The sequence below is a fragment of the Bradyrhizobium sacchari genome, from assembly GCF_002068095.1.
Taxonomy (GTDB): domain Bacteria; phylum Pseudomonadota; class Alphaproteobacteria; order Rhizobiales; family Xanthobacteraceae; genus Bradyrhizobium; species Bradyrhizobium sacchari.
Genome location: NZ_LWIG01000007.1, coordinates 403020 through 425166, shown reverse-complemented (window position 1 = coordinate 425166; position 22147 = coordinate 403020). Strand labels below are relative to the sequence as shown.

Below are 22147 nucleotides of genomic sequence, written 5' to 3'. Positions count from 1 at the left end.
CGCGAATTGTCCGGCGGCGGCTGCAGCCCGGTGCCCGAGCCAAGCCCGGCATCGCCGCGATTGATCGCGGGATTGAGCAATTCGGCCAGCGCCGGCCCGATCGGCTGCACGTCGGGCCGATGTGCTTTCGAGTTCGGGGCCTTGGATTTGGGGGATTTCGGGGGAGCAGGTTTCTTCGCCATGAGGCGAATATGGGACGAGTCCGCCCCCCAATAAAGGGCGAATGACCCGCCATGCGCAGGCTGCTGACAGCAGGTTGGCAGCAGCGCCCCGCTCACGCCGCCGGCAGCGGTCCGTCGTCGTCCTCAGCAGCCTGGCGCTGCTCCAGGATGTCGAGATGGATGCCGCCGCAATCGGTGCAGCGCATGGTCCAGTACTCGCATCCGGCGCGGCCGCCGATCACACGAAGCACCGTGAGCTCGCCGTCGCATTCCGGGCATTTCGACAGCACCGATCGGGCGTAGGATCGGGCCAGCGGCTGGGTCTCTTCGATCTCGATAGACGACATCACCGGTTCCTCGTGCTGCGCCGCGCTGTAGGGAGTTGCTGGTCCTATTCGTCGTCGCGGTCGGCCCGCCGGCGGAAGCGATCGATATGGTGCTTGGCGTCGGCGATCGCGGCGTCCGGGTCGGGCCAGGCGAAGCCGACTTCCATGGCCGGAAACAGCACGCCGTCGATGGCAACCGGGCTGAAATCGGCGCGCCGGATGCGGGCGTGCCACAGTCCCTTGCCAGCTTCGAAGGATTCGATGTCAAAGCCGTCGTAGAGGGTGGTCATTGGTAGTCCCCAAGTGATCCGTAAGTGTCTTGTTGGAGGGTCAGGGGACCACGTTTGCGGATTTTGGGATGTGAAGCCGTTCACAAGGGGCCGGCTTTTTTGCCTGAACAGCGTCAGTTCCGCGCGGAACTGCGGCCGGCCCGCCGCACGGGGCGGGCCGCGGGCTCCGATGCTGCGCGCATGATCCAGCGGCGGAACGCGGCGAAGTCGCGCTGCTCGGTCTGGAAGCTGCGATAGAGCAGGTACCAGCGCATGCCCTTGGGCACCGAGAGGTCGAACGGAGCGACCAGCCGCCCGGCTGCGAGATCGTCGTCGATATAGGGCCGGATGCCCATGGCGATGCCGAGCCCGTCGGCGGCGGCCTGCAGCGCCTGGCCGTAGAACTGGAACTCGGGTCCGCGCGCGTTGATGCGCGGCAGGTTTGCGGCCTTCAGCCAGATCGGCCAGTCCTCGGCCGAATGCGCAACGCGGATCAGGCTGGGGCCCTTGAGGTCGGCTGGCCGCTTCAGGCCGCTGGCGAGGCGGGGCACGCAGACCGGCGTGAGGTCGCCTGCAAACAGCGGCTCGGCGACCAGACCGGGCCAGTCGCCGGTGCCGAGCTTGATGCCGCAAGTCCAGTCCTCGCCGAACGGCACCAGTGCGCCGCCGGTGGTGAAGCGCACCTCGATGTCGGGCTCCTCGTTGCGAAACTCCGACAGCCGCGGGATCAGCCAGCGCATCGCAAAGGTGTGGCCGACGCCGATGGTCAGCACGCGCACGCTGGAGGGCGCCGTCACCTGCGCGGTGAGGCTTGCCAGCGCATCGAAGATCGGGGTCAGCCCGCCCTGATAGGCGCGGCCGGCCTGCGTCAGCACCAGCCTGTTGGCCTTGCGCTCGAACAGCGCGACGCCGAGCCGCTCCTCCAAGAGATGCACCATGCGGCTGACGGCAGCCGCCGATACGCTGAGCTCGAGCCCGGCCGCAGCAAAGCTGCCGGTCCGCGCCGCCGCCTCGAATGCCTTGATGCCGTTGAGAAACAGCAGCCGCCGCAAATGCAAGACCCTTATGCAATACCCTCAGGAAAGCTGATGCCAGGGCAAGATAACTCAGTTTGCGAAGAGGGAGCAAGCGAGGCACAAGAATGAGAGTAATTCCAAGTTGATTTACCGGGAGGTGCCGCAGCCTTCGCCTCTCCCCGCTCGCCGGGAGAGGCCGGAATTTGCACAAGCAAATTCCGGGTGAGGGGGACTCTCCGCGAGTCTCCACTCTCGCCGTCCCCGTGGAGACTCCCCCTCACCCCACCCTCTCCCCGCAAGCGGGGCGAGGGAGTGCGAGCAGTTTGCGTCCCTCACTTGCTACGGAGATTTCCCTCGTGACGCCCATCATGATCGCTGCCCTTGGATTGCTGATGGTCGCCACCGCGTTCCTCTCAGGGCTGTTCGGCATGGCGGGCGGGCTGATCCTGATCGGCGTGTTGCTGGCCCTGATGCCGTTGCCGACTGCGATGGTGCTGCATGCGATCACGCAGATGGCCTCGAACGGCTGGCGCGCGTTCCTGTGGCGGGCACATATCCGCTGGCGGCCGGTCGCGAACTATATGGTCGGCGCTGCCATCGCGCTCGCCGCCTGGTCGATCACCCGCTACGTGCCGGACAAGCCGACGGCACTGCTGCTGCTCGGCGTCACCCCGTTCATGGCGCGGCTGTTGCCCGCGAACATCAAGCCGGACCCCGACAGGCTCTGGCAGGGCACGGTCTATGGCACGATCTGCATGGGCCTGATGCTGATGACCGGCGTGTCGGGGCCGCTGCTCGACACCTTCTTCCTCGGCGGCGATTCCGGCCGGCGCGAGAAGGTGGCAACCAAGGCGATGTGCCAGGTCGTCAGCCACTTCACCAAGCTGGTCTATTTCGGCGGCATCATCGACCAGGCGGCAAGCCTCGATCCCGTGCTCGCCGGCGTTGCCATCGCAGCCTCGATGCTCGGCACCACGATGGCACGGCGCATTCTCGAAGCCATGACCGACCAGCAGTTCATCGCCTGGTCGAACAAGCTGATCACCACCATTGCCTGCTACTATATCGCCCATGGCGGCTGGCTGCTGGTTCGCACGCCCGTGCTGGCCGCTTTCGACAAGGGAGGTTTGCAATGAGCGAGACCGCCGATCCGCTGGTGCTGGACTTCGTCGAATGGGTTGCGCGCGAGCCGCGCGCCTATGCCGAGGTGATTTCGACCTGGAAGACCTCGTGCCCGCGTCTCACCATCTGGGAAGACGCCGCCGACCGCGGCTACGTCGCGCGGGAGACGTTGCCCGGCGTCGGGCTGGTCATCGCGGTGACGGAAGGCGGCGAGAGGCTGCTGCGCACCAACGGGCGGTGAGCCCGTCACATCCAGCCTGCTCTACCGGGAAGGCGGCGCAAGCCGTGGCCGGATGATCTCGACCATGCGCTCGGCCGAGGTGCCCGGCGGAAAGAAGCCGAGATATTTTCCGTCACGGTCCATCAGGTAGATGAAGGAGGTGTGGTCGACGGTGTAGTCGCCGGCCTCCTTGCCGATCGAGACCTTGGCAAAATAGACCTTGTAGGCCTCTGCCGCCGCCTCGATCGCGGCGGGGCTGCCGGTGAGCCCGAGCAGCCGTGGATGAAACAGCGGCACATATTCGGCAAGATGCGCGACCGTGTCGCGTTCGGGATCGAGCGTGATGAAGACCGGCTGGACCGCGTCAGCGTCCGGCCCGAGCTGCTCGAGCGCCTGTCCGATCGCCATTAGGTCGGTCGGGCACACGTCGGGGCAATAGGTGAAGCCGAAATAGATCAGCATCAGTCGTCCGAGGAAGTCGCGGTCGCTGCGAGGCGTGCCGGTCTGGTCGATCAGCTCGAACGGTCCGCCGACCGGCTCCCGATTCCACATCAGGATGTCCATGGTCTCGGCGGCCGAGCGCGCCTGCGCCGCGCCCGCGCAGGCGAGCGCCAGCATCACACACAGCCAGGCACGGGCGCCTCGCATCACAGCCCGAAGGTGAGGCGGCTGCCCGTCGTCGTCACCACCACCTTGCCCTCCATCTGGGCATTGGCTTCCTGTGCGAAGTTGAGCCCGCTGCAATGCATGGGCACCACGACGTCGGGGTCGAGCGCCTTGATCTCGCTCACGACCTGCGTGAGGTAGTCCCGCGGCGCCGGGCCGAGATGGAAGCCGCCGACGATGGCGTGCACCTTCTGGATGCCCGATACTTCCTGCGCCTGCTTCACCGAATTGACGATGCCGACATGGCCGCAGGACGAGATCACGACGAGACCGAGATCCCGCACGTTGAAGCAGGTGGCGTGCTCGTGGATGTGCTCGTCCGGCACGATCTTGCCCTCCATCTCGGCGGGCAAATAGTGGCCGACGTTGCAGCCCAGCCCGTCCTTGATGCCGAACTCGACGAAGGTGTTCGGCAGCACGCGCTCACCGCTGCGCCGGGCGATCTTTCCGGTGGTGAAAGCATGGTCCGCGATCACGGTCGGCGTTTCGCACAGCACGGTCGTTACTTTCTGCGCGGCGAGCTGCCGGCGATCGAGGGTGCCGAAATCGGCGAACTGCCCCTGCGTCGGCGTCGGGGTGACGCGATGGCAGAAATTATCCTCGCCGCCCGCATAGAGCTTGAGGTCGGCGGGCAGCTTGTCGCGGAACTTGTCGAGGAAGCCGTTCAGGCCGCCGAAATGATCGTAATGGCCGTGACTGACGATCAGTGCGTTGAGCTTGGCTGGATCGACGCCGATCAGCGCCATGTTGTTGAGCAGCACCTCGGGCGTGTAGCCGTAGTCCAGCATCAGCGTGCGCTGGTTGCCGCCGCCTTCGGATTCCAGCCAGAGCGACAGGCCCCATTCATTGTGCAGCGATTTGCGGAAATCGCCGCCGCGCAAGGCCGGCGCGATCGAGACGCCGTTGATCTGCTTGGGACGGAAGAACAGGTCGAAGCTCGAATCCACGAGAACGCGGATCGAAAGCTTGTCGACGGTCGGAACAGCGATCGGCGCAGCGCTCGCGATCTCCACACAGGTGAAGGCGTTCGTGGCCGCAGCTCCGGCGAGCGCTGCCGAGCCCAGAAGGAAATCGCGCCGTGGAATGGTCCTGGTCATTGCAGTACCTCCCGATCCTTGAAATGCCCGAGCTTAGGACCGATCCGGGCGCGGCTCAACACGTCGCGGCACGTCCCCGCGTCCGTCTTGCCAAGCGCGAGCGGCTCGGTGATTGACAGGCCGGTAGGATGTTAGGAAATTTATGCAACTGCATCCTGGCCCTCCTTCGTCCATCGCAGCAACGGGACCAAACCATGTCACTCAAACTCTACGAGCTCGTCGGTATCGATCCCGCACGTCCGTTCAGCCCGTATTGCTGGCGCACGCGGATGGCGCTGGCGCACAAGGGCCTGTCGGCGGAGACGCTGCCCTGGCGCTTCACCGAGAAGAACGCGATCGCGCCGCACGGCTCGGAGAAGGTCCCGGTGCTGCTGCATCACGACAAGCCGGTCGTCGATTCCTGGACCATCGCGAACTACCTCGAGGACAATTTCCCGGACCGCCCGTCGCTGTTCGGCGGTGAGGGCGGCCGCGCCATGGCGCGCATGATCAACACCTTCGGTGACATCGCCATCGTCGGCGGCATCTTTCCGCTGATTATCGCCGACATCCCGAACAGCCTCGCCGAGGTCGACGCCGCCTATTTCCGAAAGTCGCGCGAGGCGCGTTTTGGCAGGAGCCTGGAGGAGATCATGGCGAACCGCGATACGGCCGTGGTCGCGTTCCGCAAATCACTGGAGGTGATGCGGCAGACATTGAAGAAGCAGCCCTTCATCGGCGGAGCTGCGCCGAACTACGCCGACTACATCGTGTTCGGCGGCTTCCAATGGGCGCGTGTGGTCAGCCCGTTCAGGCTGCTGGAGGCGGATGATCCGGTCTATGCCTGGCGCGACAAACTGCTCGATGCGTTCGACGGCATGGCGCGGACATCGCCGGGGTACGCGGTGTAGGGCAGGCCTTCGCCGGGGCGACACTGAAGATGTAGCCGTCGTCTCGCATCTAACCAGCAGCGCTAACCTCCGCCGCTGCCTTCCGCAAGCACTCCCGGCAAAGACAATCCTCGCCCCTCACCGGCATCGGCAGCTTTGCGGTCTCCTCCGCGCACCAGCACTTGCCCGAGAGATCGCAGCCGAACTCCGTGCCGCAGCGGGAGCAGATGAGGCGGCGCGGTTCCGGCAAAGGACAATCGGAGGGAGTTTCTTTCGGAATTGTCATGATTGCCCAAAAGCTGCGCCGTCATTTTCATGTCGGGTTCATCTGTTGCTGCGGTATATTATGCGTCGCGCATGGACTCCGAAAGCGGTTGGCAGGGCGCGAAGGACAAATGATGGCCCGCGATTCGCAAGCCGCCCTTGTTGCACTCAACCGCTTCGGCTTTGGTGCCCGTGGCGGGGCGTCCGGCGATCTCATCAATGCGGCCTCCGATCCCCGCGGTTTCGTGAAGGCGGAACTGGCCCGTGCCGACGGAGTGCTGCTGGAGGCGCCGGGCCTGCAATCGACGCCGCAGCTCGGCCAGGCCGTGTTCGCCTATCAGGATCAGGTCAAGCAGGCGCGCGAGGCGGCCGCGAAGGCTGGCACGCCGCCCGAGGCGTCACCGCCGCAAGCGCCAAACGACCAGAAGCCCGCTTTGCGCCGCAATCTCTCGCTGAACACGGCCGCAAGCGAGATCGCCGGCCAGATGGCGGACGCGAAGCCGGCCGAGGCGCCGGCGAAGCCTGAGACCATGCAGCCCAGCGCGGCGGCGCCGCCGGCCGCAAAGCCCGCGCCGCAGCCGCTCAATGTGATCCAGAAGACCTTTCGCGCCGAGGCGCTGGCGCGCCTGCAGCGCGCGACGCTGGTCGAGTGCGGCTTCACCGAGCGCCTCGTCGTGTTCTGGTCCAATCATTTTTGCATCTCCGCGAGCAAGGGCGAGCTGGCGCGGATCTGGGCCGGCGCGTTCGAGCGCGAGGCAATCCGCCCGCACGTGCTCGGGCGCTTCGCCGACATGCTCAAGGCGGTCGAGCAGCATCCGGCGATGCTGTTCTTCCTCGACAACCAGCAATCGCTCGGTCCGGATTCGCGCGCCGGGCAGAACCGCAAGCGTGGACTGAACGAAAATCTCGCGCGCGAGATCATGGAGCTGCATACGCTCGGCGTCGGCGGCGGCTACACGCAGGAGGACGTCACCTCGCTCGCGCGCATCATCACCGGCTGGACCTTTGCCGGCCGGCAGGGGCAGCTCGGCACACCTGGCTCCTTCGTGTTCAACACCAATGCGCACCAGCCCGGCCCGCAGATGCTGCTCGGCAAGACCTATGAGCCGACGGGCCTGGCGCAGGGCGAGGCCGCGCTCGCCGATATCGCCCGCCATCCCTCGACCGCGAATTTCATCGCGACCAAATTCGTCCGTCACTTCGTCGCCGACGACCCGCCGCCGGCGCTCGTTGCGCGGCTGCGCGACGTCTTCGTCAGGACCGACGGCGATCTCAAGGCGTTTGCGACGGCGCTGGTCGATTCCGACGAGGCGTGGAAGGCGCCGCTCACCAAGATGCGCAGCCCTTACGACTTCCTGGTCGCAAGCGGCCGGCTGCTCGCGCGCGTGCCGGAGGATCCCGGCGCCTATCTGAACAGTCTCAATCTGCTCGGCCAGCCCTTGTGGTCGCCAGCCGGCCCCAACGGTTTCCCGGATACGAGCGCGGCCTGGGCCGCGCCCGAAGGCATGAAGCTCAGGCTCGACATCGCCGCGCAGCTGGGCGCACGGCTCGGCAACAACATCGATCCGCTCGATCTCCTGGAGTTCGCCGCTGCGGACGCAGCCTCGATCGAAACGCGCCGCACCATCGAGCGCGCGGAGTCGCGCCAGCAGGCGCTGGCGCTATTGCTGATGTCGCCGGAAATGCAGAGGAGATGATGATGATCGACTGCGTCGAGAACCGGCTCCTCACCTCGCGCCGCGGCGTTCTGCTCGGCGGCGCCTCCTTCGCGGCGTGGGCTTACCTGCCGAAATTCGCGCGCGCCGCCGACGGGCGCGATCCCCGGCTGATCGTCGTGATCCTGCGCGGCGCGCTCGACGGGCTCTCGACCGTCGCGCCGCTCGGCGATCCCGATTATGCCGGCCTGCACGGATCGATCGCGCTCACGGCCGATGGCGCGCATCCCGCGATCATGCTCGACAGCTTCTTCGCGCTGCATCCGTCGATGCCGGAGTTCGCGCGCATGTATCGCGACAGGCATGCCGCGGTGATTCATGCGGTGGCGACACCCTATCGCGACCGCTCGCATTTCGATGGCCAGGACGTGCTCGAAAGCGGCTATGCCGGTCCGGGCCGGGTGCAGTCCGGCTGGCTCAACCGGGCGCTGGAGGCGCTGCCGCGCGGCGAGCGCGTGTCGAGCGGCCTTGCGGTCGGGCCGACCACGCCGCTGGTGCTGCGCGGCAATGCGCCGACGGTCGGCTGGGCGCCGGTCGCGCTGCCGCAGGCCGACGACGACACCGCGATGCGGCTGGTCGATCTCTATCGTCACAGGGATCCCGCGCTGGCGACGGCCTTGTCGCAAGGCCTCCAGCTCGACAAGGTCGCGAGCGGCGACGACATGAAGCCGAAGGGCGGCAATCAGGTTGCGCAGATGCGGCAAGTGGCGCGTGGCGCGGCAAAGCTGATGGCGGCTGACGACGGTCCGCGCATCGCCGCGCTCGCCTTCGACGGCTGGGACACGCATGCCAATGAGGGTGGGCCAGTCGGACGTTTGGCTTTCCTGCTCGGCGGTCTCGATGGCGCGCTCGCGGAATTCGAGAGCGGCCTCGGCGAGCGCTGGGGCGATACCATCGTCGTCGTCGCCACCGAATTCGGCCGCACCGCGCGCATCAACGGCACCGACGGCACCGATCACGGCACCGGCACCATCGCGCTGCTGGCCGGCGGCGCCGTGAAAGGCGGCCGCGTCATCTCGGATTGGCCGGGCCTGAAGCTCGCCAATCTCTTCGAGTCCCGCGACCTCAAGCCTACCACGGATCTGCGCTCCGTCATCAAGGGCGTGCTGCAGGACCAGTTCGGCCTGTCCGACCGCGTGCTGGCGGAAACGGTGTTTCCGGACAGTGCGAGCGCGCGCCCGATGAAGGGACTGGTGGCTTAATCCACAAACCCGGTCGTTCCGGGGCCTGCGTCAGCGCGAGCCCGGAATCCGTCTGTCGGCGATTCCGCCGCAAAATGGATTCCGGGCCCGCGTCTTGCGACGCGTCCCGGAATGACAACATGATGAGCCGAACACCAGGAGACATCATCCATGTACATCGCCATGAACCGCTTCCGCGTCGCCAAGGGTTCCGAGTCCGCCTTCGAGCAGGTCTGGCTCACCCGCGACACGCATCTGGACAAGGTGCCGGGCTTCGTCGAATTCCATCTGCTGCGCGGGCCGGAAGCCGAGGACCACACGCTGTACGCCTCGCACACGGTGTGGGCGAACCATGCCGCGTTCGAAGCCTGGACCAAGTCGGAGGCGTTTCGCGCCGCGCATCACCGGGCCGGCGACAACAAGCCGCTGTATCTCGGCCATCCCCAGTTCGAGGGCTTTGAGGTGATGCAGACGGTGGGCCGCGGCGCCAAATAGCGCGCCGCGAAAATCAGCCCAGCGTGATCCCGTCGATCTCGGTCATCTCGTCAGCGCTGAGCTTCCAGGCGATCGCCTTGACGTTCTCCTCGATCTGCTCGACGCGGGTCGCGCCCGCGATCACGCTCGAGACTTGCGGGCGCGCGGCGAGCCAGGAGAAGGCCAGCTCCAGCATCGAATGGCCGCGCGCTTTCGCAAAGGCCTGGAGTTTCTCGACGATGTCCTCGTTGCGCGGCGTGACGTAGCGGTCGCGCAGCCGCGGCACCTTGCCGAAGCGGGTGTCGCTGGGCGCGGTCTCGCCCTTCCGGTATTTGCCGGTCAACAGGCCGCTCGCGAGCGGGAAGAACGGCAATAGGCCGAGCTTGTATTCCGTCGCCGCCGGCAGAAGGTCCTTCTCGATGTCGCGCACCAGCAGGGAATATTCGTCCTGGCAGGAGACGAAGCGGCTGACATTCATCGCGCGCGCGACGTATTCCGCTTCCGCGATCCGCCAGGCCGGGAAGTTCGAATTGCCGATGTAGCGGACCTTGCCCTGGCGAACGAGATCGTCCAGCGCGCGCAGGCTTTCCTCGATCGGCGTCAGCGGGTCGTAATCGTGCTGCTGATAGAGATCGATGTAATCGGTCTTCAGCCGCTTCAGGCTCGCCTCCACAGCCTCCATGATATAGCGGCGCGAGGCGCCCTGCCTGGTGCCGTCCTCGGCCATTGGCTTGGCGTATTTCGTCGCCAGCACGATGTCCTTGCGGCGGTCGCCCAGCACGGTGCCGAGCACGGTCTCCGAGCCGCCCATGTTCGAATAGATGTCGGCGGTGTCGAACAGCGTGATGCCGAGGTCGAGCGCGCGATGGATCACCTTGCGCGAGGTCTCGAGGTCGGTGCGCTGGCCGAAATTGTTGCAGCCGAGTCCGACCGCGGACACGCGAAGGCCGGAGGCGCCGAGATTGCGAATTTCCATGAAAGATCCTGTCGGAGATGGGCGATGGATATCTGACCACCATGCGCCGAAGCAGCAAGCTGCCCGCCGCGCTGCTGCCATGCCGGCAGCGCGGATAAAAAAAATGCGGCCCCAGTCAGACGCGGCGACTGACGGGGACCGCTTTGGGGCGCTTGATCGGTGACGGGGGGCCTGATCAGACGCAGGTGCAGCCTAATCCCGGTGTGTAACGTGCCGGTGACAGGCCGAGTTATCCACAGGCTGTGCGCGTGGATCAGAACAGCTTGCGATAGACGATGAAGCCGGACCGTTCCGCGACCTTGTCGTACAGGCTTTGCGCCGTCAGGTTGGTCTCATGTGTCTGCCAGTAGACCCGCGGCGATCCCGCCAGTTTCGCCCGCTCGTACACGCCGTAGATCAGCGCCGAGGCGACGCCCTTGCCACGCGCGGCCTCCAGCGTGAACAGGTCCTGCAGATAGCAGGACGGCTCGATCGCAGTGGTGCTGCGATGGAACAGATAGTGGGTCAGCCCGAGCAGCTTGCCGTCGCTTTCGGCGACCAGCGCATGCACCGGCTCATAGGCATCGAAGAAGCGCTGCCACGTCATCTTCGTGATCTCTGGTGCAAGCGCGGTCTGGCCGGAGCGGCCGTAGAAGGCGTTGTAGCCGTCCCACAGCGGCAGCCACTGATCGTAGTCCTGCCTGGTGACGGCGCGAATGGTGAGCGACATGAGAGAATTCCACGATCGATGAAGCCTCCTTCATACGTGATGAAGGGCGCGTCGATCAATCGTCCGCCGCTCTACTCCGCCAGGCGCAGATACCGGATCAGCTTGCGGTTCGCGGGATCGCGCAGCGAGCGGTAGTAATCGGCTCGCGCCGGCGCGTCGGTGTGGCGCACGAGGTCGGTCACCGGCGTGTAGCTCAGCATGCGCCCGCCGTCGGGCAGCGCGGCACAGACGAAGCGCAGCACCTCGCCATTGCGCAATTTGATGTTGATCGGCGTCGCATCGCCGATCCGCACCATCTCCATGCGCTGTGCGATGAAAGTGCCGAGCTCGTCCTCCGGCAATTCGAACGCGCCGGTGTCGCGGCTGTGATACATCAGCGCGATGAAGGGCGGCTTGCCGTCGGCGACCTCGTCCGGCACCGCAAAATAGTCGCGGAAGGCGCGGTTGATGAATTCGGCGCGCGTCTCGGAATCGAGCAGCACGATGCCGATGTCGACCTGGTCGAGCGCGGCCGACAGCCGCGCGGCGGTGGCATGGCTCTGACGCTCGGTGGCGAAGGCGGCGAGCAGCCGCTCGCGCATCAGGCCGGTGATGCCTGCGGTGCCGAAGGCCGTCACCGCGAGGAGGCCGACCAGATCGGCGCTGGCATGGAGCGGCACGGCGCGATGGCCGGCGAAGAACAATGCCGCGCCGGCGACTGCGAGGGCGGCGCTGGTCATGGCGGAGGCGAACCCCGCCAGCGCGCCGGCCAGCGCGACGACACAGACGAACAGTGGCGCAGGCGAAGGAATGTGGACGGAGCGATCGAGCAGGATCGCCAGCAGCGTGATCGCTACCGTCAGCATGGGACCGCATATCGCACGCCATCCGGACCGCATGGCCTGTCTCGTTCCTCCCTGAACGAGGGAACGCCGCAACACTGACCGATTGTTGCGCCGGAGCGGTAGGAAATCGTGCGGAGGGCTTAATGGCGGCTTGCGACGGCGCGCCAAGCTTTCGGATGATTTTAGACCAAATGCGCGTGCCTGACGCGCTGCTGCTGCGCCGGCGCGTTCAGCGTCGAGGTGCCCGAGCTCTTGCGCATGCCGGTGAAGATCAACAGCGACGCCGCGACCAGGATGGCCGCGGTCAGGGTGATTGCAACGATGACCACAGGTGATTTCATCGACGTCCCGTCGCGATGCCGGTCAGCGCGGGCCGCGCGGCACCTTGAAGGCAGGTCCAGGATGAAACGGGAATCAGACCGGCAGACCCATCGCCATGGTCGCCTTGGTCGACAGCACTGTCAGGGTGACGATCAGGCACAGCGAGAGCGCGGCGACGGCAAGCGAGGCCGCGACCGCATTGGTCAGCCGGGAAGACGAAACGGTAGCGGGTTGGCCCTGAAAGCCTGCCGTGCCGGACGCCCGAATCATGGTCTAAATCCTTCAACGTGCGAGCGAATCACCCGCGACTTTCCAGAATTTCCCAGTTGCAACCGGCAATATTGCGGCGGTTGTCGCGCTGAAAATGGCCGGATTGCGGCAAATATTACCTTTATACCCGCTATTCCCCAAGGCAGGGACGGGCGCCGTCAGGCGCTGGCGGCGATGCTGGCCGGGTCGTCGATGTCAGCCGGACGCCAGTCCATCGACACGAAGCCGGGGGCGGCCTCGACGCGCTTGAGCCAGTCCCGGATCGCCGGGAAGGCCTGGAGATCGAAGTCGCAGCGGTCGGCGAGGTGGGTGTAGCCGTACAGCGCGATATCGGCGACCGTGAGCTGGCGGGCGGCGAAATAGGAATTGGTCTTGAGGTGGTTCTCCATCACCTGGAGCGCGCCATAGCCGCGCTCCATCCAGTCCTCCAGCGCGTGGGTCTGGAGGTCGCGGCCGCCCTTGACCAGCGACAGCCAGAAATAGGCGGCGCCGATATTCGGCTCGAGCGCGTGCTGCTCGAAGAACATCCATTGCAGCGCCTCGGCGCGGTCGATGCGGTTCTCCGGCGCGAGCGGCGTGCCGACGGCGACGTACCAGAGGATGGCGTTGGACTCGGCGAGATAGCGGTCCCCTTCGACCTCGAGCAGCGGCACCTGGCCGGAGGGGTTCTTGGACAGGAAGTCCGGCGTGCGGCTCTCGCCACGCAGAATGTCCACCTCGACCGCTTCGTAGGGCAGGTTCAACAGCGCCAGTGCAAGGCGGACCTTGTAGCTGTTGCCCGAGCGTTGCATCGAATAGAGCTTGTACATTCTGGGAGTTCTGAACCTGGGACGGGAAGGTGCGGACTTGTTGCCCCGCAACGCGGCTAAACAATGATGCCGATGCGAATCCGCCGCAAGAGCCGGCCAATAGAAAAACTCGAAAACCCTACCGCACTGCAGCGCTGCGGAAGATCATTTTCGCGCAGCGCTGCAAATGAGATCACGCTTGCGTCAACGCGTAGGCGCATTGCGCCTTGCATCGTGTGAGACGTTGATGGCCTGTGATCAGGCCGGGCGTTGACGAGCGTCGCGCGTCCTCGAAACGTCAGCCTCGCGGTCGGTTCTCGGCGCCCGAGCGGCCCGAAATTGCTCCGAGGACAAGCCTTGCCGGATATGAGGGGTTTGCGCGGCAAAGTTACGGAAAATTGCGGGAAAGCGCGACTCGAAGCGGCGGAATTCGTAAACTTTTGCGGGATCGGGCCGAAGTTTCTTGCGGTGCAGCGGCACACGTTTTAGGGTGGCTCCATTCCCACAATCGGAGTCGTGAGGCCAGAGGGTTCACGACGCTTGTCAGGAGATGACGATGTCCTTCCTTGCCGCTGCGCTCGACCGTGTGAAGCCGTCCGCGACCATCGCGGTCACGGATAAAGCACGCGCGCTGAAAGCGGCGGGCCGCAACGTCATCGGCCTCGGTGCCGGCGAGCCCGACTTCGACACGCCCGCCAACATCAAGCTCGCGGCGATCCACGCCATCGAGGCCGGCAAGACCAAGTACACCGCGGTCGACGGCATCCCCGAGCTGAAGGAAGCCATCATCGCGAAGTTTCAGCGCGAGAACGGCGTCGTCTACAAGCCGAACCAGATCATCGTCGGCACCGGCGGCAAGCAGGTGCTCTACAACGCGCTGATGGCGACCATCAATCCGGGCGACGAGGTGATCATCCCCGCACCCTACTGGGTCAGCTATCCTGAAATGGTGGCGCTCGCCGGCGGCGAGCCGGTGCCGGTGGTCTGCACCGCCGCGACCGGCTTCAAGCTCGGCGCCGAGGCGCTCGAGCGCGCGATCACGCCGAAGACCAAATGGGTGATCCTGTGCTCGCCGTCGAACCCGACCGGCGCGGCCTATACCCGTGCCGAGCTGAAGGCGCTCACCGACGTGCTGGTCAGGCATCCGCATGTCTGGGTGATGACCGACGACATGTACGAGCACCTCGTCTATGACGACTTCCAGTTCACCACGGTCGCGCAGGTCGAGCCCGGTCTCTACGACCGAACGCTCACGGTGAACGGCGTGTCGAAGGCCTATTGCATGACCGGCTGGCGCATCGGCTATGCCGGTGGCCCCGCCCACCTCATCAAGGCAATGTCGACCATCCAGTCGCAGTCGACCTCCAACCCCTGCTCGATCGCGCAGTGGGCCTCGGTGGAAGCGCTGAACGGTCCGCAGGACTTCATCCCCGCCAACAACAAGGTGTTCAAGGAGCGCCGCGACCTCGTCGTCTCCATGCTCAACCAGGCGAACGGCATCGAGTGTCCGCGCCCGGAAGGGGCGTTCTACGTCTATCCGTCCTGCGCCGGCACGATCGGCAAGAAGGCGCCGTCGGGCAACGTGATCGCGAACGACGAGCAGTTCGTCACCGAACTCCTGGAGACCGAAGGCGTCGCCGTGGTGCAGGGCTCGGCCTTCGGCCTCGGCCCGGCCTTCCGGATCTCCTACGCGACCAAGACCTCGGACCTCGAAGACGCCTGCAAGCGCATCCAGCGCTTCTGCGGCAATCTGCGGTAAGCCTGTCGTGACATGCGATGTCACCCTCTCCCCTTGTGGGAGAGGGTGGATCGCCGCGAAGCGGCGAGACGGGTGAGGGGTTCTCTCCGCGCGTCCTCTGCCAGTTCAATTCGCGAAGACAACCCTCATCCGGCGCTTCGCGCCACCTTCTCCCACAAGGGGAGAAGGGAAGACGGCGCACCAATTCGTCGCGCGCGATCTGGCACCCCCACGTCTCTTGTGGCATAGACCATCGCGCGGCGTGTGCCGCGTCCTTCCTGCTCGCATCACACTCATCGCCGGAGATATTCATGCGCCGTTCGTTCATCTTCGCCGGGCTCGCCGCTGCCAGCCTCGTTGCCTCTGTCGCCAGCAGTGACGCGCAGCAGCAGCGGATGGTCCGGGTCGGCGTGCTCGAATGCCGCGGTGGCGCCAGCGTCGGCTTCATCGTGGGATCGGTGACCAATCTCGGCTGCGTTCTGCGCGCCGACGGTCTGCCTGAGGACCGCTACGTCGCGACGATCCGGAAGGTCGGCCTCGACATCGGCATCACTCAGGAAACCACGCTCGCCTGGGGCGTGTTCGCGCCGGTCGACCGGCTCGGCCCCGGCGATCTCACCGGCAACTACGCCGGTGCGCAGGGCAGCGCCTCGATCGGCGTCGGGCTCGGCGGCAATGTGCTGGTCGGCGGCTCCAACAACTCGATCGCGCTCCAGCCGCTCAGCGTGCAGGGTCAGGTCGGCCTCAATGTCGCCGCCGGCCTCGAAAGCCTGGAACTCCGTCCGGGGCGTTGACACTTTTGCGTGTGATCGCGCCACGCGAAACGGCGCGATTTTACGGACGACGCACCGCAGCGACGTTTGATGCTTGCCAAATCTGAGGGACCGGCAGACCATCTGCGTTTGCCGACCCAATCATGGGCCGAGCTCCATCCAGAGGAGGCGGCGAAATGGGACAAGACGTCAGAAGTCCCCGAGGTCCACGGTGCATTGCGCTGGTGGGCCCTTTCCAAAGCGGTAAAACCACCCTTCTTGAAGCAATATTGGCGCGAACGGGCGCAATCCCGCGCGCCGGCAGCGTTGACGCCGGAACTTCCGTCGGCGACGCCTCCCCCGAGGCCCGTCATCACAAGATGACCGTCGGCCTCACTGCCGCCACCACGAGTTTCATGGGCGACAGCTACACCTTCCTGGATTGTCCCGGTTCCGTCGAGTTCGCCCACGACATGCGCGCCGCGCTGCCCGCGGTCGATGCCGCAATCGTGGTCTGCGAGGCCGACGAGAAAAAGCTGCCGCAACTTCAGATCATCCTGCGCGAGCTGGAGGAACTGAAGATTCCGCGTTTCCTGTTCCTCAACAAGATTGATCGCGCCAATCAGCGCATCCGCGAGACCCTCGCGATGCTGCAGCCCGCCTCGCGCGTGCCGCTTGTGCTGCGTCAGATCCCGATCTGGAAGGGCGAACTGATCGAGGGCTTCGTCGATCTCGCGCTGGAGCGCGCCTTCATCTACCGCGAGCACAAAGCCTCCGAGGTGATCGCGCTCGAAGGCGGCGATCTCGACCGCGAGAAGGAGGCCCGCTTCTCGATGCTCGAGAAGCTTGCCGATCATGACGATGCGCTGATGGAGCAGCTGCTGGAGGATATCCAGCCCCCCCGCGATGCCGTGTTCGACGATCTCGCCCGCGAACTGCGCGAAGGGCTGATCTGCCCGGTGCTGATCGGTGCGGCCGCGCGCGAAAACGGCGTGCTGCGCCTGATGAAAGCGCTGCGCCACGAGGCGCCCGGCATCGCCGAGACCGCAAAACGTCTCGGTGCGCCCGAGAGCAAGGACGCGCTCGGCTACGTCTTCAAGACGCTGCATTCGCAGCACGGCGGAAAGCTGTCGCTGACGCGTCTCGTCGCCGGCCATCTCGACGACGGCGCCACGCTGCAATCCTCCTCGGGAGGTGCGGGGCGCATCTCCGGCATCCTCGCCGTCAACGGCGCCTACGACACCAAACGTGCCTCGGCGGAAGCTGGCGACACCGTGGCGCTCGCCAAGCTCGATCCGGTCAAGACAGGCGACATGGTCTCGAGCGGCAAGACGCAGCCGGCGGCGCTGGTTGCCGTGGAGCCGACATCGGCCGTGCTCGCGATCTCGGTCGCGGCCACCGACCGCAAGGACGACGTCAAGCTCGGCCAGGCGCTGACGCGGCTGCACGAGGAGGATCCCTCGCTCCTGATCGTGCAGAATCCCAAGACCCACGACACCGTGCTGTGGGGCCAGGGCGAGATGCACCTGCGCGTCGCCAGCGAGCGCCTGCGCGACCGCTTCGGCGTCAAGGTCACCTCGCATCCGCCCGCGATCGGCTATCAGGAGACCATCCGCAAGCCGATCACCCAGCGCGGCCGACACAAGAAGCAGTCCGGCGGTCACGGCCAGTTCGGTGATGTCGTGCTCGACATCAAGCCGCTGCCGCGCGGCGACGGCTTCAAGTTCGCCGAGAAGGTGGTCGGCGGCGCGGTGCCGCGCAACTACATCCCGGCGGTGGAGGAAGGCGTCGTCGACGGGCTCACGCGCGGACCGCTCGGCTTCCCCGTCACCGACGTGCAGGTGACGCTGACCGACGGCTCCTATCACAGCGTCGACAGCTCCGATCTCGCCTTCCGTACGGCGGCGCGGGTCGGGCTCAACGAAGGCCTGCCGCAATGCCAGCCGGTGTTGCTGGAGCCGATCCACGTGGTCGAGATCGTCTGTCCGACCGATGCCACCGCCAAGATCAACGCGATCCTGTCGGCGCGGCGCGGCCAGATCCTCGGCTTCGACACCCGCGACGGCTGGAGCGGCTGGGACTGCGTCCGCGCCATGATGCCGGAAGCGGAGATCGGCGAGCTCATCGTCGAGCTGCGTTCGGCCACCGCCGGCGCCGGCAGCTTCACCCGCACGTTCGACCATATGGCCGAAGTCACCGGCCGTGCCGCCGACCAGATCATCGCCGCGCATCAGCACGCGGCGTGAGTCTGTCTCTCGCGCAGTGAGGGGCGCGCGCTCTCACACATCCTCTCCGTTCTTGCGGGGAGAGGATGTGGGGCTGTGTCCACGCGTGCGGTGAACGTGGGACGCGCGCAGCCTCTCCGTCATTGCGAGCGCAGCGAAGCAATCCAGACGTTCTTCGCGGAGGGATTCTGGATTGCTTCGCTGCGCTCGCAATGACGACGGGGATGCCGAGTTGCTTCAAGCCGACGAGAGGATTCGCAGAAGCTCTCCGCGCGGAAGAACAGGGAGAGGTTAGCCCTTGCGTCCGCCGCCAGATGATGTATTTTACATCATTGTATATGTTCTAGATATCACTTATAATCCCTGATACGTGAGGCCAAGGTGATCACCTCGTTCCAGATGCGGGCAGCCCGCGCGTTGCTCGGCATCGACCAGAAAACCCTGGCCGAGCTCGCCGGCGTGTCGTTGCCGACCATCCAGCGGATGGAGGCCTCGACGGGCAACGTGCGCGGCGTGGTCGAGACCCTGATCAAGGTGGTCGAGGCGTTCGACCGGGCCGGCGTCGAATTGATCGGCGAGCAGGCGCGCAGCGACAGCGGCGGGCGGGGCGTGCGCCTCAAGGAGCCGGGGTCGCCGCGCCGCGTCGGAGCATGATCGCAAGGTTGATCGTGCCCGGGATCAGGATGGGCTAGGCATCGTCGCACCTCGGCAACGCGGGCCGCACGATGCTTCGGAGCGTTGTGGGGCAGCGGAGCATTTTGCTGAGATGAGCATCACGGGCGATCAAGCGGGCCGGCTGCACCAGCTTCGCCGGCCGACCTTCACCGAACTCTATCTGCCAAAACTCGTCACCGTCTGGCGTGAAGGTTACGGCGTCGCGGACTTTCGCGCCGACGTGTTCGCGGGCCTCACGGTTGCGATCGTCGCGCTGCCGCTGTCGATGGCGATCGCGATCGCCTCGGGCGTGACGCCCGACCGCGGCCTCTACACCGCCGTCGTCGGCGGTTTCATCGTGTCGCTGCTCGGCGGCAGCCGGTTCCAGATCGGCGGCCCTGCGGGCGCCTTCATCGTCCTGGTCGCGGTGACCGCGGAGCGGCACGGCGTCGACGGCGTGATCCTCGCGACCATGATGGCGGGCGCGTTCCTGATCGCCGCGGGCCTCCTGCGCGTCGGCACCTACATCAAGTTCATTCCCTATCCGGTGACGGTCGGCTTCACCGCCGGCATCGCCGTGATCATCTTTGCGAGCCAGCTTCGCGATCTCGGCGGCATCACGCTCGCCGGCAAGGAGCCCAGCGAGTTCGTGCCGAAGCTCGTCGCGCTCGCGGGCGGCCTGCATACCGTCAATCCGTCGGCCGTCGCGGTCGCGATCGTCAGCATTGCCATCATCGCGGCATTGCGGGTCTGGCGGCCGTCCTGGCCCGGTATCCTGATCGCGGTCGCGTTCGCGGCCGTCGTCTGCGCGGTGTTCTCGCTGCCGGTCGAGACCATCGGCTCGCGCTTCGGCGGCATTCCGCGCGAATTGCCGTCGCCGGCGCTTCCCGCGTTCTCGCTGGAGAAGGCGAGGGCAGTGCTGCCGGACGCGATCGCGTTCGCGCTGCTGGCCGCCATCGAATCGCTGCTGTCCGCGGTGGTGGCCGACGGCATGACCGGGCGTCGTCATCGCTCCAATTGCGAGCTGGTGGCGCAAGGCGCGGCCAATATCGGCTCGGCGCTGTTCGGCGGCATCTGCGTCACCGGCCTGATCGCGCGCACCGCCACCAACATCCGCGCCGGCGCGCGCGGGCCCCTGGCGGGCATGCTGCATTCGATCTTCCTGCTGCTGTTCATGCTCGTCGCTGCGCCCCTCGCCAGCTACATCCCGCTCGCCGCGCTCGCCTCGGTGCTGGTCGTGGTGGCCTGGACCATGGCGGAGAAACATGAATTCGCGACGCTGCTGCGCTCGTCCTGGGGCGACGCCGTGGTGCTGCTCGCGACCTTCCTGCTGACGATCTTCCGCGACCTCACCGAAGGCATCCTGGTCGGCTTCGCGCTCGGTGCGGTGCTGTTCATCCATCGCATGGCGGAGATGACCGGCATCGAGGAGCGTTCGCCGCTGGTCGCCGCTGACCGGCCCGACGACGGCAACGGCGATCGCGTGCCCTATGATCCCGCCCTCGCCGTCGATCGCGACGTGCTGGTCTATCGCATCACCGGCGCGTTCTTCTTCGGCGCCGCCTCGGCGATCGGCGGCGTGCTCGACGGCATTGCCGACAAGCGCAAGGCCTTCGTGGTCGATTTCGCCGCGGTGCCGTTCCTGGACTCGACGGCGGCGAACGTGCTCGGGCGGGTCGCCGCCAAGGCCCATCGCCAGGGTATCCGCCTGTTCATCACCGGCGCCTCGCCCACGGTCCGCCGCGCGCTGCTCACCCATGGCGTGACGCCGCCGCGCGCGCGCTATCGCACGACCCTCGAGCGCGCCGTCGCTGACATCAAGAGCCGAGTGGCCGACGAGACTGCGGCGGGCTGACGGCGCGTACGCTCGTCTTGCGCCGGGCGGTTTGATCGACGCCTGCCGAGGCGTCACGGTGCGGCTCCCACGCGCTTGACAGCGCCCACGGGACGCGAAATGGATCGTCACGGAAACGACTTAAGGGGAAGGACGACCGTGACCAAGGCTCCCGCAGCCTGTCTGATCGGATGGCCGGCCGCGCATTCGCGCTCGCCGCTGATTCATCATTTCTGGCTGCGAACGCTCGGCATCGAAGGTGGCTACGTCATCGAGGCGGTTCCGCCCGAGGATCTCAGAGACTTCGTGCTGCGGCTGTCGCTGCGCGGCTTTGTCGGCGCCAACGTCACCATCCCGCACAAGGAGGCCGTTCTCGCGTTGTCTTCGCCCGACGCGCGGGCGAAGGCGGTGGGCGCCGCCAACACGCTGTGGTTCGAGGACGGCGAGCTGCGCTCGACCAACACCGACGTCGAGGGATTCATCGGCAATCTCGACGCCAGTGCACCCGGCTGGGACAAGGCGGAAGAGGCGCTGGTGCTGGGGGCGGGCGGCTCCTCCCGCGCGGTCGTGTTCGGCCTGCGCGAGCGCGGCGTCAAGCGCATCCATCTCGCCAACCGCACCATGGCGCGGGCCGAGACGCTTGCACGAGAGTTCGGGCCGGATGTGCATCCGGTGGGATGGGACGCGATCGGCGACGTGCTGCCGCGCGCAGCGCTTCTCGCGAACACGACCTCGCTCGGCATGCACCGCCAGCCCTCGCTCGACGTCGACGTCTCGCGCCTGCCGCAAGACGCCGTGGTCGCCGATCTCGTCTACGTTCCGCTGGTGACGCCGATGCTGGCCGCAGCACAGGCGCGGGGCCTCAAGACCGCCGACGGGCTCGGCATGCTGCTGCACCAGGCGGTGCGCGGGTTCGAGCTGTGGTTCGGCCGCAGGCCGCAAGTCACGGCCGAGCTGCGCGCGCTGGTCGAGGCCGATCTCACAAAGACTTGAGAGGGTAACGGCGAATAGCACACCACCTCCGGAGTTCTACCCCCGTGGGACAATCGGAGACCGTCATGACTATTCAACGTACAACTTTCATTCGCCCGCTAATCGCCGTTGCGATGGTGGCCGTCTCGAGCCTCTCAGCCTTTGCGCAGAGGTCGCCGGTGCCGACGCGCGTGCGCGGCACCATCGAGAGCGTCAGCGGCGACACCATGCAGGTCAAGTCGCGCAGCGGCGAGGACGTCAAGCTGCGTATCGCCCCCGACGTCAGCGTCTCGGGAGTTACAAAAATTTCACTCGCCGACATCAAGGTCGGCTCCTTCGTCGGCGCCACCACGGTGCCGGGACCCGATGGCGGCAACAACGCCGTCGAGGTCCATGTGTTTCCGGAGAACATGCGCGGCACCGGCGAGGGCTCGCGACCCTACGATCTGAAGCCGAATTCGAGCATGACCAACGCCACGGTGTCGGAGAGCGTTGTCGGCAATGACGGCCACACGCTGCTGGTCAAGTACAAGGATGGCGAGAAGAAGGTATTCGTCCCCGACAACACGCCGGTGGTGACCTTCGTGCCCGGTGACAAGGGCGAGCTGAAGCCCGGCGCCAAGGTGATCGCCTTCATGAAGCAGCTGCCGGACGGCTCGTTCGAGACCAACCGCGTCAGCGTCGGCCGCGACGGCCTGACCCCG

The 22147-nt window shown here is 66.2% G+C and carries 26 protein-coding genes; 13 read left to right on the top strand and 13 right to left on the bottom strand.

Translation table 11 applies throughout. From position 1 onward, the window contains the following. The 4 genes from A5906_RS44125 to A5906_RS08405 all read right to left on the bottom strand — a co-directional run. Nucleotides 1-182: hypothetical protein (locus A5906_RS44125; RefSeq protein WP_245326642.1), on the bottom strand; the 182-nt coding region annotated here is incomplete at its 3' end. A 92-nt stretch (nucleotides 183-274) separates the two neighbouring features. Next, nucleotides 275-508, bottom strand: a complete 234-nt coding sequence (locus tag A5906_RS08415; protein ID WP_080134747.1) for a hypothetical protein — start codon at nucleotides 506-508, stop codon at nucleotides 275-277. A gap of 44 nt (nucleotides 509-552) precedes the next feature. Continuing rightward, on the bottom strand, nucleotides 553-777 hold the full coding sequence (locus tag A5906_RS08410; protein ID WP_080134746.1) for a hypothetical protein: 225 nt from the start codon (nucleotides 775-777) through the stop codon (nucleotides 553-555). 113 nt (nucleotides 778-890) lie between these two features. Next, nucleotides 891-1808, bottom strand: a complete 918-nt coding sequence (locus A5906_RS08405; RefSeq protein WP_080135230.1) for a LysR substrate-binding domain-containing protein — start codon at nucleotides 1806-1808, stop codon at nucleotides 891-893. 320 nt (nucleotides 1809-2128) lie between these two features. Here A5906_RS08405 and A5906_RS08400 point away from each other — a divergent pair, with 320 nt between their 5' ends. Together A5906_RS08400 and A5906_RS08395 are read left to right on the top strand one after the other, a co-directional pair. Next, nucleotides 2129-2908, top strand: coding sequence for a sulfite exporter TauE/SafE family protein (locus tag A5906_RS08400; protein ID WP_080134745.1), 780 nt, complete (start codon nucleotides 2129-2131; stop codon nucleotides 2906-2908). After that, nucleotides 2905-3135 carry a hypothetical protein gene (locus tag A5906_RS08395; RefSeq protein ID WP_018648319.1) on the top strand — a complete coding sequence of 77 codons (231 nt, stop codon included), beginning with the start codon at nucleotides 2905-2907 and terminating at the stop codon, nucleotides 3133-3135. The genes A5906_RS08400 and A5906_RS08395 overlap by 4 nt, the downstream gene beginning before the upstream one ends. Nucleotides 3136-3156: 21 nt before the next feature. Here the strand turns inward: A5906_RS08395 and A5906_RS08390 are convergent, their stop codons facing one another. Next, the gene (locus A5906_RS08390; protein WP_080134744.1) at nucleotides 3157-3762 is read right to left on the bottom strand and encodes an SCO family protein; all 606 of its coding nucleotides are present in this window, start codon (nucleotides 3760-3762) and stop codon (nucleotides 3157-3159) included. Then, on the bottom strand, nucleotides 3762-4877 hold the full coding sequence (locus A5906_RS08385; RefSeq protein ID WP_080134743.1) for an MBL fold metallo-hydrolase: 1116 nt from the start codon (nucleotides 4875-4877) through the stop codon (nucleotides 3762-3764). The genes A5906_RS08390 and A5906_RS08385 overlap by 1 nt, the downstream gene beginning before the upstream one ends. A 194-nt stretch (nucleotides 4878-5071) precedes the next feature. Here A5906_RS08385 and A5906_RS08380 point away from each other — a divergent pair, with 194 nt between their 5' ends. Beyond that, nucleotides 5072-5767 (top strand): glutathione S-transferase family protein, encoded by a 696-nt coding sequence (locus A5906_RS08380; protein ID WP_080134742.1) that lies wholly within the window; start codon nucleotides 5072-5074, stop codon nucleotides 5765-5767. Between the two features lie 49 nt (nucleotides 5768-5816). Here A5906_RS08380 and A5906_RS44120 read toward each other — a convergent pair whose 3' ends face one another. After that, nucleotides 5817-6032 carry a cysteine-rich CWC family protein gene (locus A5906_RS44120; protein WP_080134741.1) on the bottom strand — a complete coding sequence of 72 codons (216 nt, stop codon included), beginning with the start codon at nucleotides 6030-6032 and terminating at the stop codon, nucleotides 5817-5819. A 112-nt stretch (nucleotides 6033-6144) separates the two neighbouring features. Here A5906_RS44120 and A5906_RS08370 point away from each other — a divergent pair, with 112 nt between their 5' ends. The 3 genes from A5906_RS08370 (at nucleotide 6145) to hmuQ (ending at nucleotide 9401) form a co-directional block, all read left to right on the top strand. Further along, nucleotides 6145-7707, top strand: coding sequence for a DUF1800 domain-containing protein (locus A5906_RS08370; protein ID WP_080135229.1), 1563 nt, complete (start codon nucleotides 6145-6147; stop codon nucleotides 7705-7707). 2 nt (nucleotides 7708-7709) lie between these two features. Beyond that, nucleotides 7710-8927: a DUF1501 domain-containing protein gene (locus A5906_RS08365; protein ID WP_080135228.1), complete on the top strand. Its 1218-nt coding sequence runs from the start codon at nucleotides 7710-7712 to the stop codon at nucleotides 8925-8927. 150 nt (nucleotides 8928-9077) lie between these two features. Beyond that, nucleotides 9078-9401 (top strand): heme-degrading protein HmuQ, encoded by a 324-nt coding sequence (gene hmuQ / locus A5906_RS08360; protein ID WP_080134740.1) that lies wholly within the window; start codon nucleotides 9078-9080, stop codon nucleotides 9399-9401. Between the two features lie 13 nt (nucleotides 9402-9414). Here hmuQ and A5906_RS08355 read toward each other — a convergent pair whose 3' ends face one another. From A5906_RS08355 to A5906_RS08340, 6 genes are all read right to left on the bottom strand, one after another. Then, complete coding sequence (locus A5906_RS08355) at nucleotides 9415-10356, bottom strand: aldo/keto reductase (protein WP_080134739.1); 942 nt, start codon at nucleotides 10354-10356, stop codon at nucleotides 9415-9417. A gap of 253 nt (nucleotides 10357-10609) precedes the next feature. Further along, on the bottom strand, nucleotides 10610-11065 hold the full coding sequence (locus A5906_RS08350) for a GNAT family N-acetyltransferase (RefSeq protein ID WP_080134738.1): 456 nt from the start codon (nucleotides 11063-11065) through the stop codon (nucleotides 10610-10612). A gap of 71 nt (nucleotides 11066-11136) precedes the next feature. Next, nucleotides 11137-11943 carry a PAS-domain containing protein gene (locus tag A5906_RS08345; RefSeq protein WP_080134737.1) on the bottom strand — a complete coding sequence of 269 codons (807 nt, stop codon included), beginning with the start codon at nucleotides 11941-11943 and terminating at the stop codon, nucleotides 11137-11139. Between the two features lie 128 nt (nucleotides 11944-12071). Continuing rightward, on the bottom strand, nucleotides 12072-12230 hold the full coding sequence (locus tag A5906_RS41200; RefSeq protein WP_136615062.1) for a hypothetical protein: 159 nt from the start codon (nucleotides 12228-12230) through the stop codon (nucleotides 12072-12074). A 73-nt stretch (nucleotides 12231-12303) separates the two neighbouring features. Beyond that, nucleotides 12304-12480, bottom strand: coding sequence for a hypothetical protein (locus A5906_RS42915; protein WP_007596747.1), 177 nt, complete (start codon nucleotides 12478-12480; stop codon nucleotides 12304-12306). 158 nt (nucleotides 12481-12638) lie between these two features. Then, nucleotides 12639-13289: a glutathione S-transferase family protein gene (locus A5906_RS08340; RefSeq protein WP_080134736.1), complete on the bottom strand. Its 651-nt coding sequence runs from the start codon at nucleotides 13287-13289 to the stop codon at nucleotides 12639-12641. A 535-nt stretch (nucleotides 13290-13824) separates the two neighbouring features. Between A5906_RS08340 and A5906_RS08335 the strand changes: the two genes are divergently transcribed. The 7 genes from A5906_RS08335 to A5906_RS08305 all read left to right on the top strand — a co-directional run. Then, nucleotides 13825-15027 carry a pyridoxal phosphate-dependent aminotransferase gene (locus A5906_RS08335; RefSeq protein WP_080135227.1) on the top strand — a complete coding sequence of 401 codons (1203 nt, stop codon included), beginning with the start codon at nucleotides 13825-13827 and terminating at the stop codon, nucleotides 15025-15027. Nucleotides 15028-15317: 290 nt separating this feature from the next. Beyond that, a complete protein-coding gene (locus A5906_RS08330; RefSeq protein WP_080134735.1) occupies nucleotides 15318-15800 on the top strand; it encodes a DUF992 domain-containing protein in 483 nt (160 codons plus the stop codon). A gap of 155 nt (nucleotides 15801-15955) precedes the next feature. After that, on the top strand, nucleotides 15956-18004 hold the full coding sequence (locus A5906_RS08325; protein ID WP_080134734.1) for an elongation factor G: 2049 nt from the start codon (nucleotides 15956-15958) through the stop codon (nucleotides 18002-18004). Nucleotides 18005-18364: 360 nt separating this feature from the next. Beyond that, complete coding sequence (locus tag A5906_RS08320) at nucleotides 18365-18637, top strand: helix-turn-helix domain-containing protein (RefSeq protein WP_080134733.1); 273 nt, start codon at nucleotides 18365-18367, stop codon at nucleotides 18635-18637. 112 nt (nucleotides 18638-18749) lie between these two features. Next, a complete protein-coding gene (locus A5906_RS08315) occupies nucleotides 18750-20492 on the top strand; it encodes a SulP family inorganic anion transporter (protein ID WP_080134732.1) in 1743 nt (580 codons plus the stop codon). Nucleotides 20493-20591: 99 nt separating this feature from the next. Continuing rightward, on the top strand, nucleotides 20592-21464 hold the full coding sequence (locus tag A5906_RS08310; protein WP_080134731.1) for a shikimate dehydrogenase: 873 nt from the start codon (nucleotides 20592-20594) through the stop codon (nucleotides 21462-21464). 65 nt (nucleotides 21465-21529) lie between these two features. Next, nucleotides 21530-22147: hypothetical protein (locus A5906_RS08305; RefSeq protein WP_080135226.1), on the top strand; the 618-nt coding region annotated here is incomplete at its 3' end.

Excerpts from the sequence above, each read along its gene's own strand:
- A5906_RS08325 (WP_080134734.1), top strand. The coding sequence starts at position 15,956 with ATGGGACAAGACGTCAGAAGTCCCCGAGGTCCACGGTGCATTGCGCTG.
- A5906_RS42915 (WP_007596747.1), bottom strand. The coding sequence starts at position 12,480 with ATGATTCGGGCGTCCGGCACGGCAGGCTTTCAGGGCCAACCCGCTACC.
- A5906_RS08345 (WP_080134737.1), bottom strand. The coding sequence starts at position 11,943 with ATGCGGTCCGGATGGCGTGCGATATGCGGTCCCATGCTGACGGTAGCG.
- A5906_RS08330 (WP_080134735.1), top strand. The coding sequence starts at position 15,318 with ATGCGCCGTTCGTTCATCTTCGCCGGGCTCGCCGCTGCCAGCCTCGTT.
- A5906_RS08390 (WP_080134744.1), bottom strand. The coding sequence starts at position 3,762 with ATGCGAGGCGCCCGTGCCTGGCTGTGTGTGATGCTGGCGCTCGCCTGC.
- A5906_RS08355 (WP_080134739.1), bottom strand. The coding sequence starts at position 10,356 with ATGGAAATTCGCAATCTCGGCGCCTCCGGCCTTCGCGTGTCCGCGGTC.
- A5906_RS41200 (WP_136615062.1), bottom strand. The coding sequence starts at position 12,230 with ATGAAATCACCTGTGGTCATCGTTGCAATCACCCTGACCGCGGCCATC.
- A5906_RS08350 (WP_080134738.1), bottom strand. The coding sequence starts at position 11,065 with ATGTCGCTCACCATTCGCGCCGTCACCAGGCAGGACTACGATCAGTGG.
- A5906_RS08410 (WP_080134746.1), bottom strand. The coding sequence starts at position 777 with ATGACCACCCTCTACGACGGCTTTGACATCGAATCCTTCGAAGCTGGC.
- A5906_RS08315 (WP_080134732.1), top strand. The coding sequence starts at position 18,750 with ATGAGCATCACGGGCGATCAAGCGGGCCGGCTGCACCAGCTTCGCCGG.
- A5906_RS08395 (WP_018648319.1), top strand. The coding sequence starts at position 2,905 with ATGAGCGAGACCGCCGATCCGCTGGTGCTGGACTTCGTCGAATGGGTT.
- A5906_RS44120 (WP_080134741.1), bottom strand. The coding sequence starts at position 6,032 with ATGACAATTCCGAAAGAAACTCCCTCCGATTGTCCTTTGCCGGAACCG.
- A5906_RS08310 (WP_080134731.1), top strand. The coding sequence starts at position 20,592 with ATGGATCGTCACGGAAACGACTTAAGGGGAAGGACGACCGTGACCAAG.
- A5906_RS08340 (WP_080134736.1), bottom strand. The coding sequence starts at position 13,289 with ATGTACAAGCTCTATTCGATGCAACGCTCGGGCAACAGCTACAAGGTC.
- A5906_RS08365 (WP_080135228.1), top strand. The coding sequence starts at position 7,710 with ATGATCGACTGCGTCGAGAACCGGCTCCTCACCTCGCGCCGCGGCGTT.
- A5906_RS08335 (WP_080135227.1), top strand. The coding sequence starts at position 13,825 with ATGTCCTTCCTTGCCGCTGCGCTCGACCGTGTGAAGCCGTCCGCGACC.
- hmuQ (WP_080134740.1), top strand. The coding sequence starts at position 9,078 with ATGTACATCGCCATGAACCGCTTCCGCGTCGCCAAGGGTTCCGAGTCC.
- A5906_RS08370 (WP_080135229.1), top strand. The coding sequence starts at position 6,145 with ATGGCCCGCGATTCGCAAGCCGCCCTTGTTGCACTCAACCGCTTCGGC.
- A5906_RS08385 (WP_080134743.1), bottom strand. The coding sequence starts at position 4,877 with ATGACCAGGACCATTCCACGGCGCGATTTCCTTCTGGGCTCGGCAGCG.
- A5906_RS08380 (WP_080134742.1), top strand. The coding sequence starts at position 5,072 with ATGTCACTCAAACTCTACGAGCTCGTCGGTATCGATCCCGCACGTCCG.
- A5906_RS08415 (WP_080134747.1), bottom strand. The coding sequence starts at position 508 with ATGTCGTCTATCGAGATCGAAGAGACCCAGCCGCTGGCCCGATCCTAC.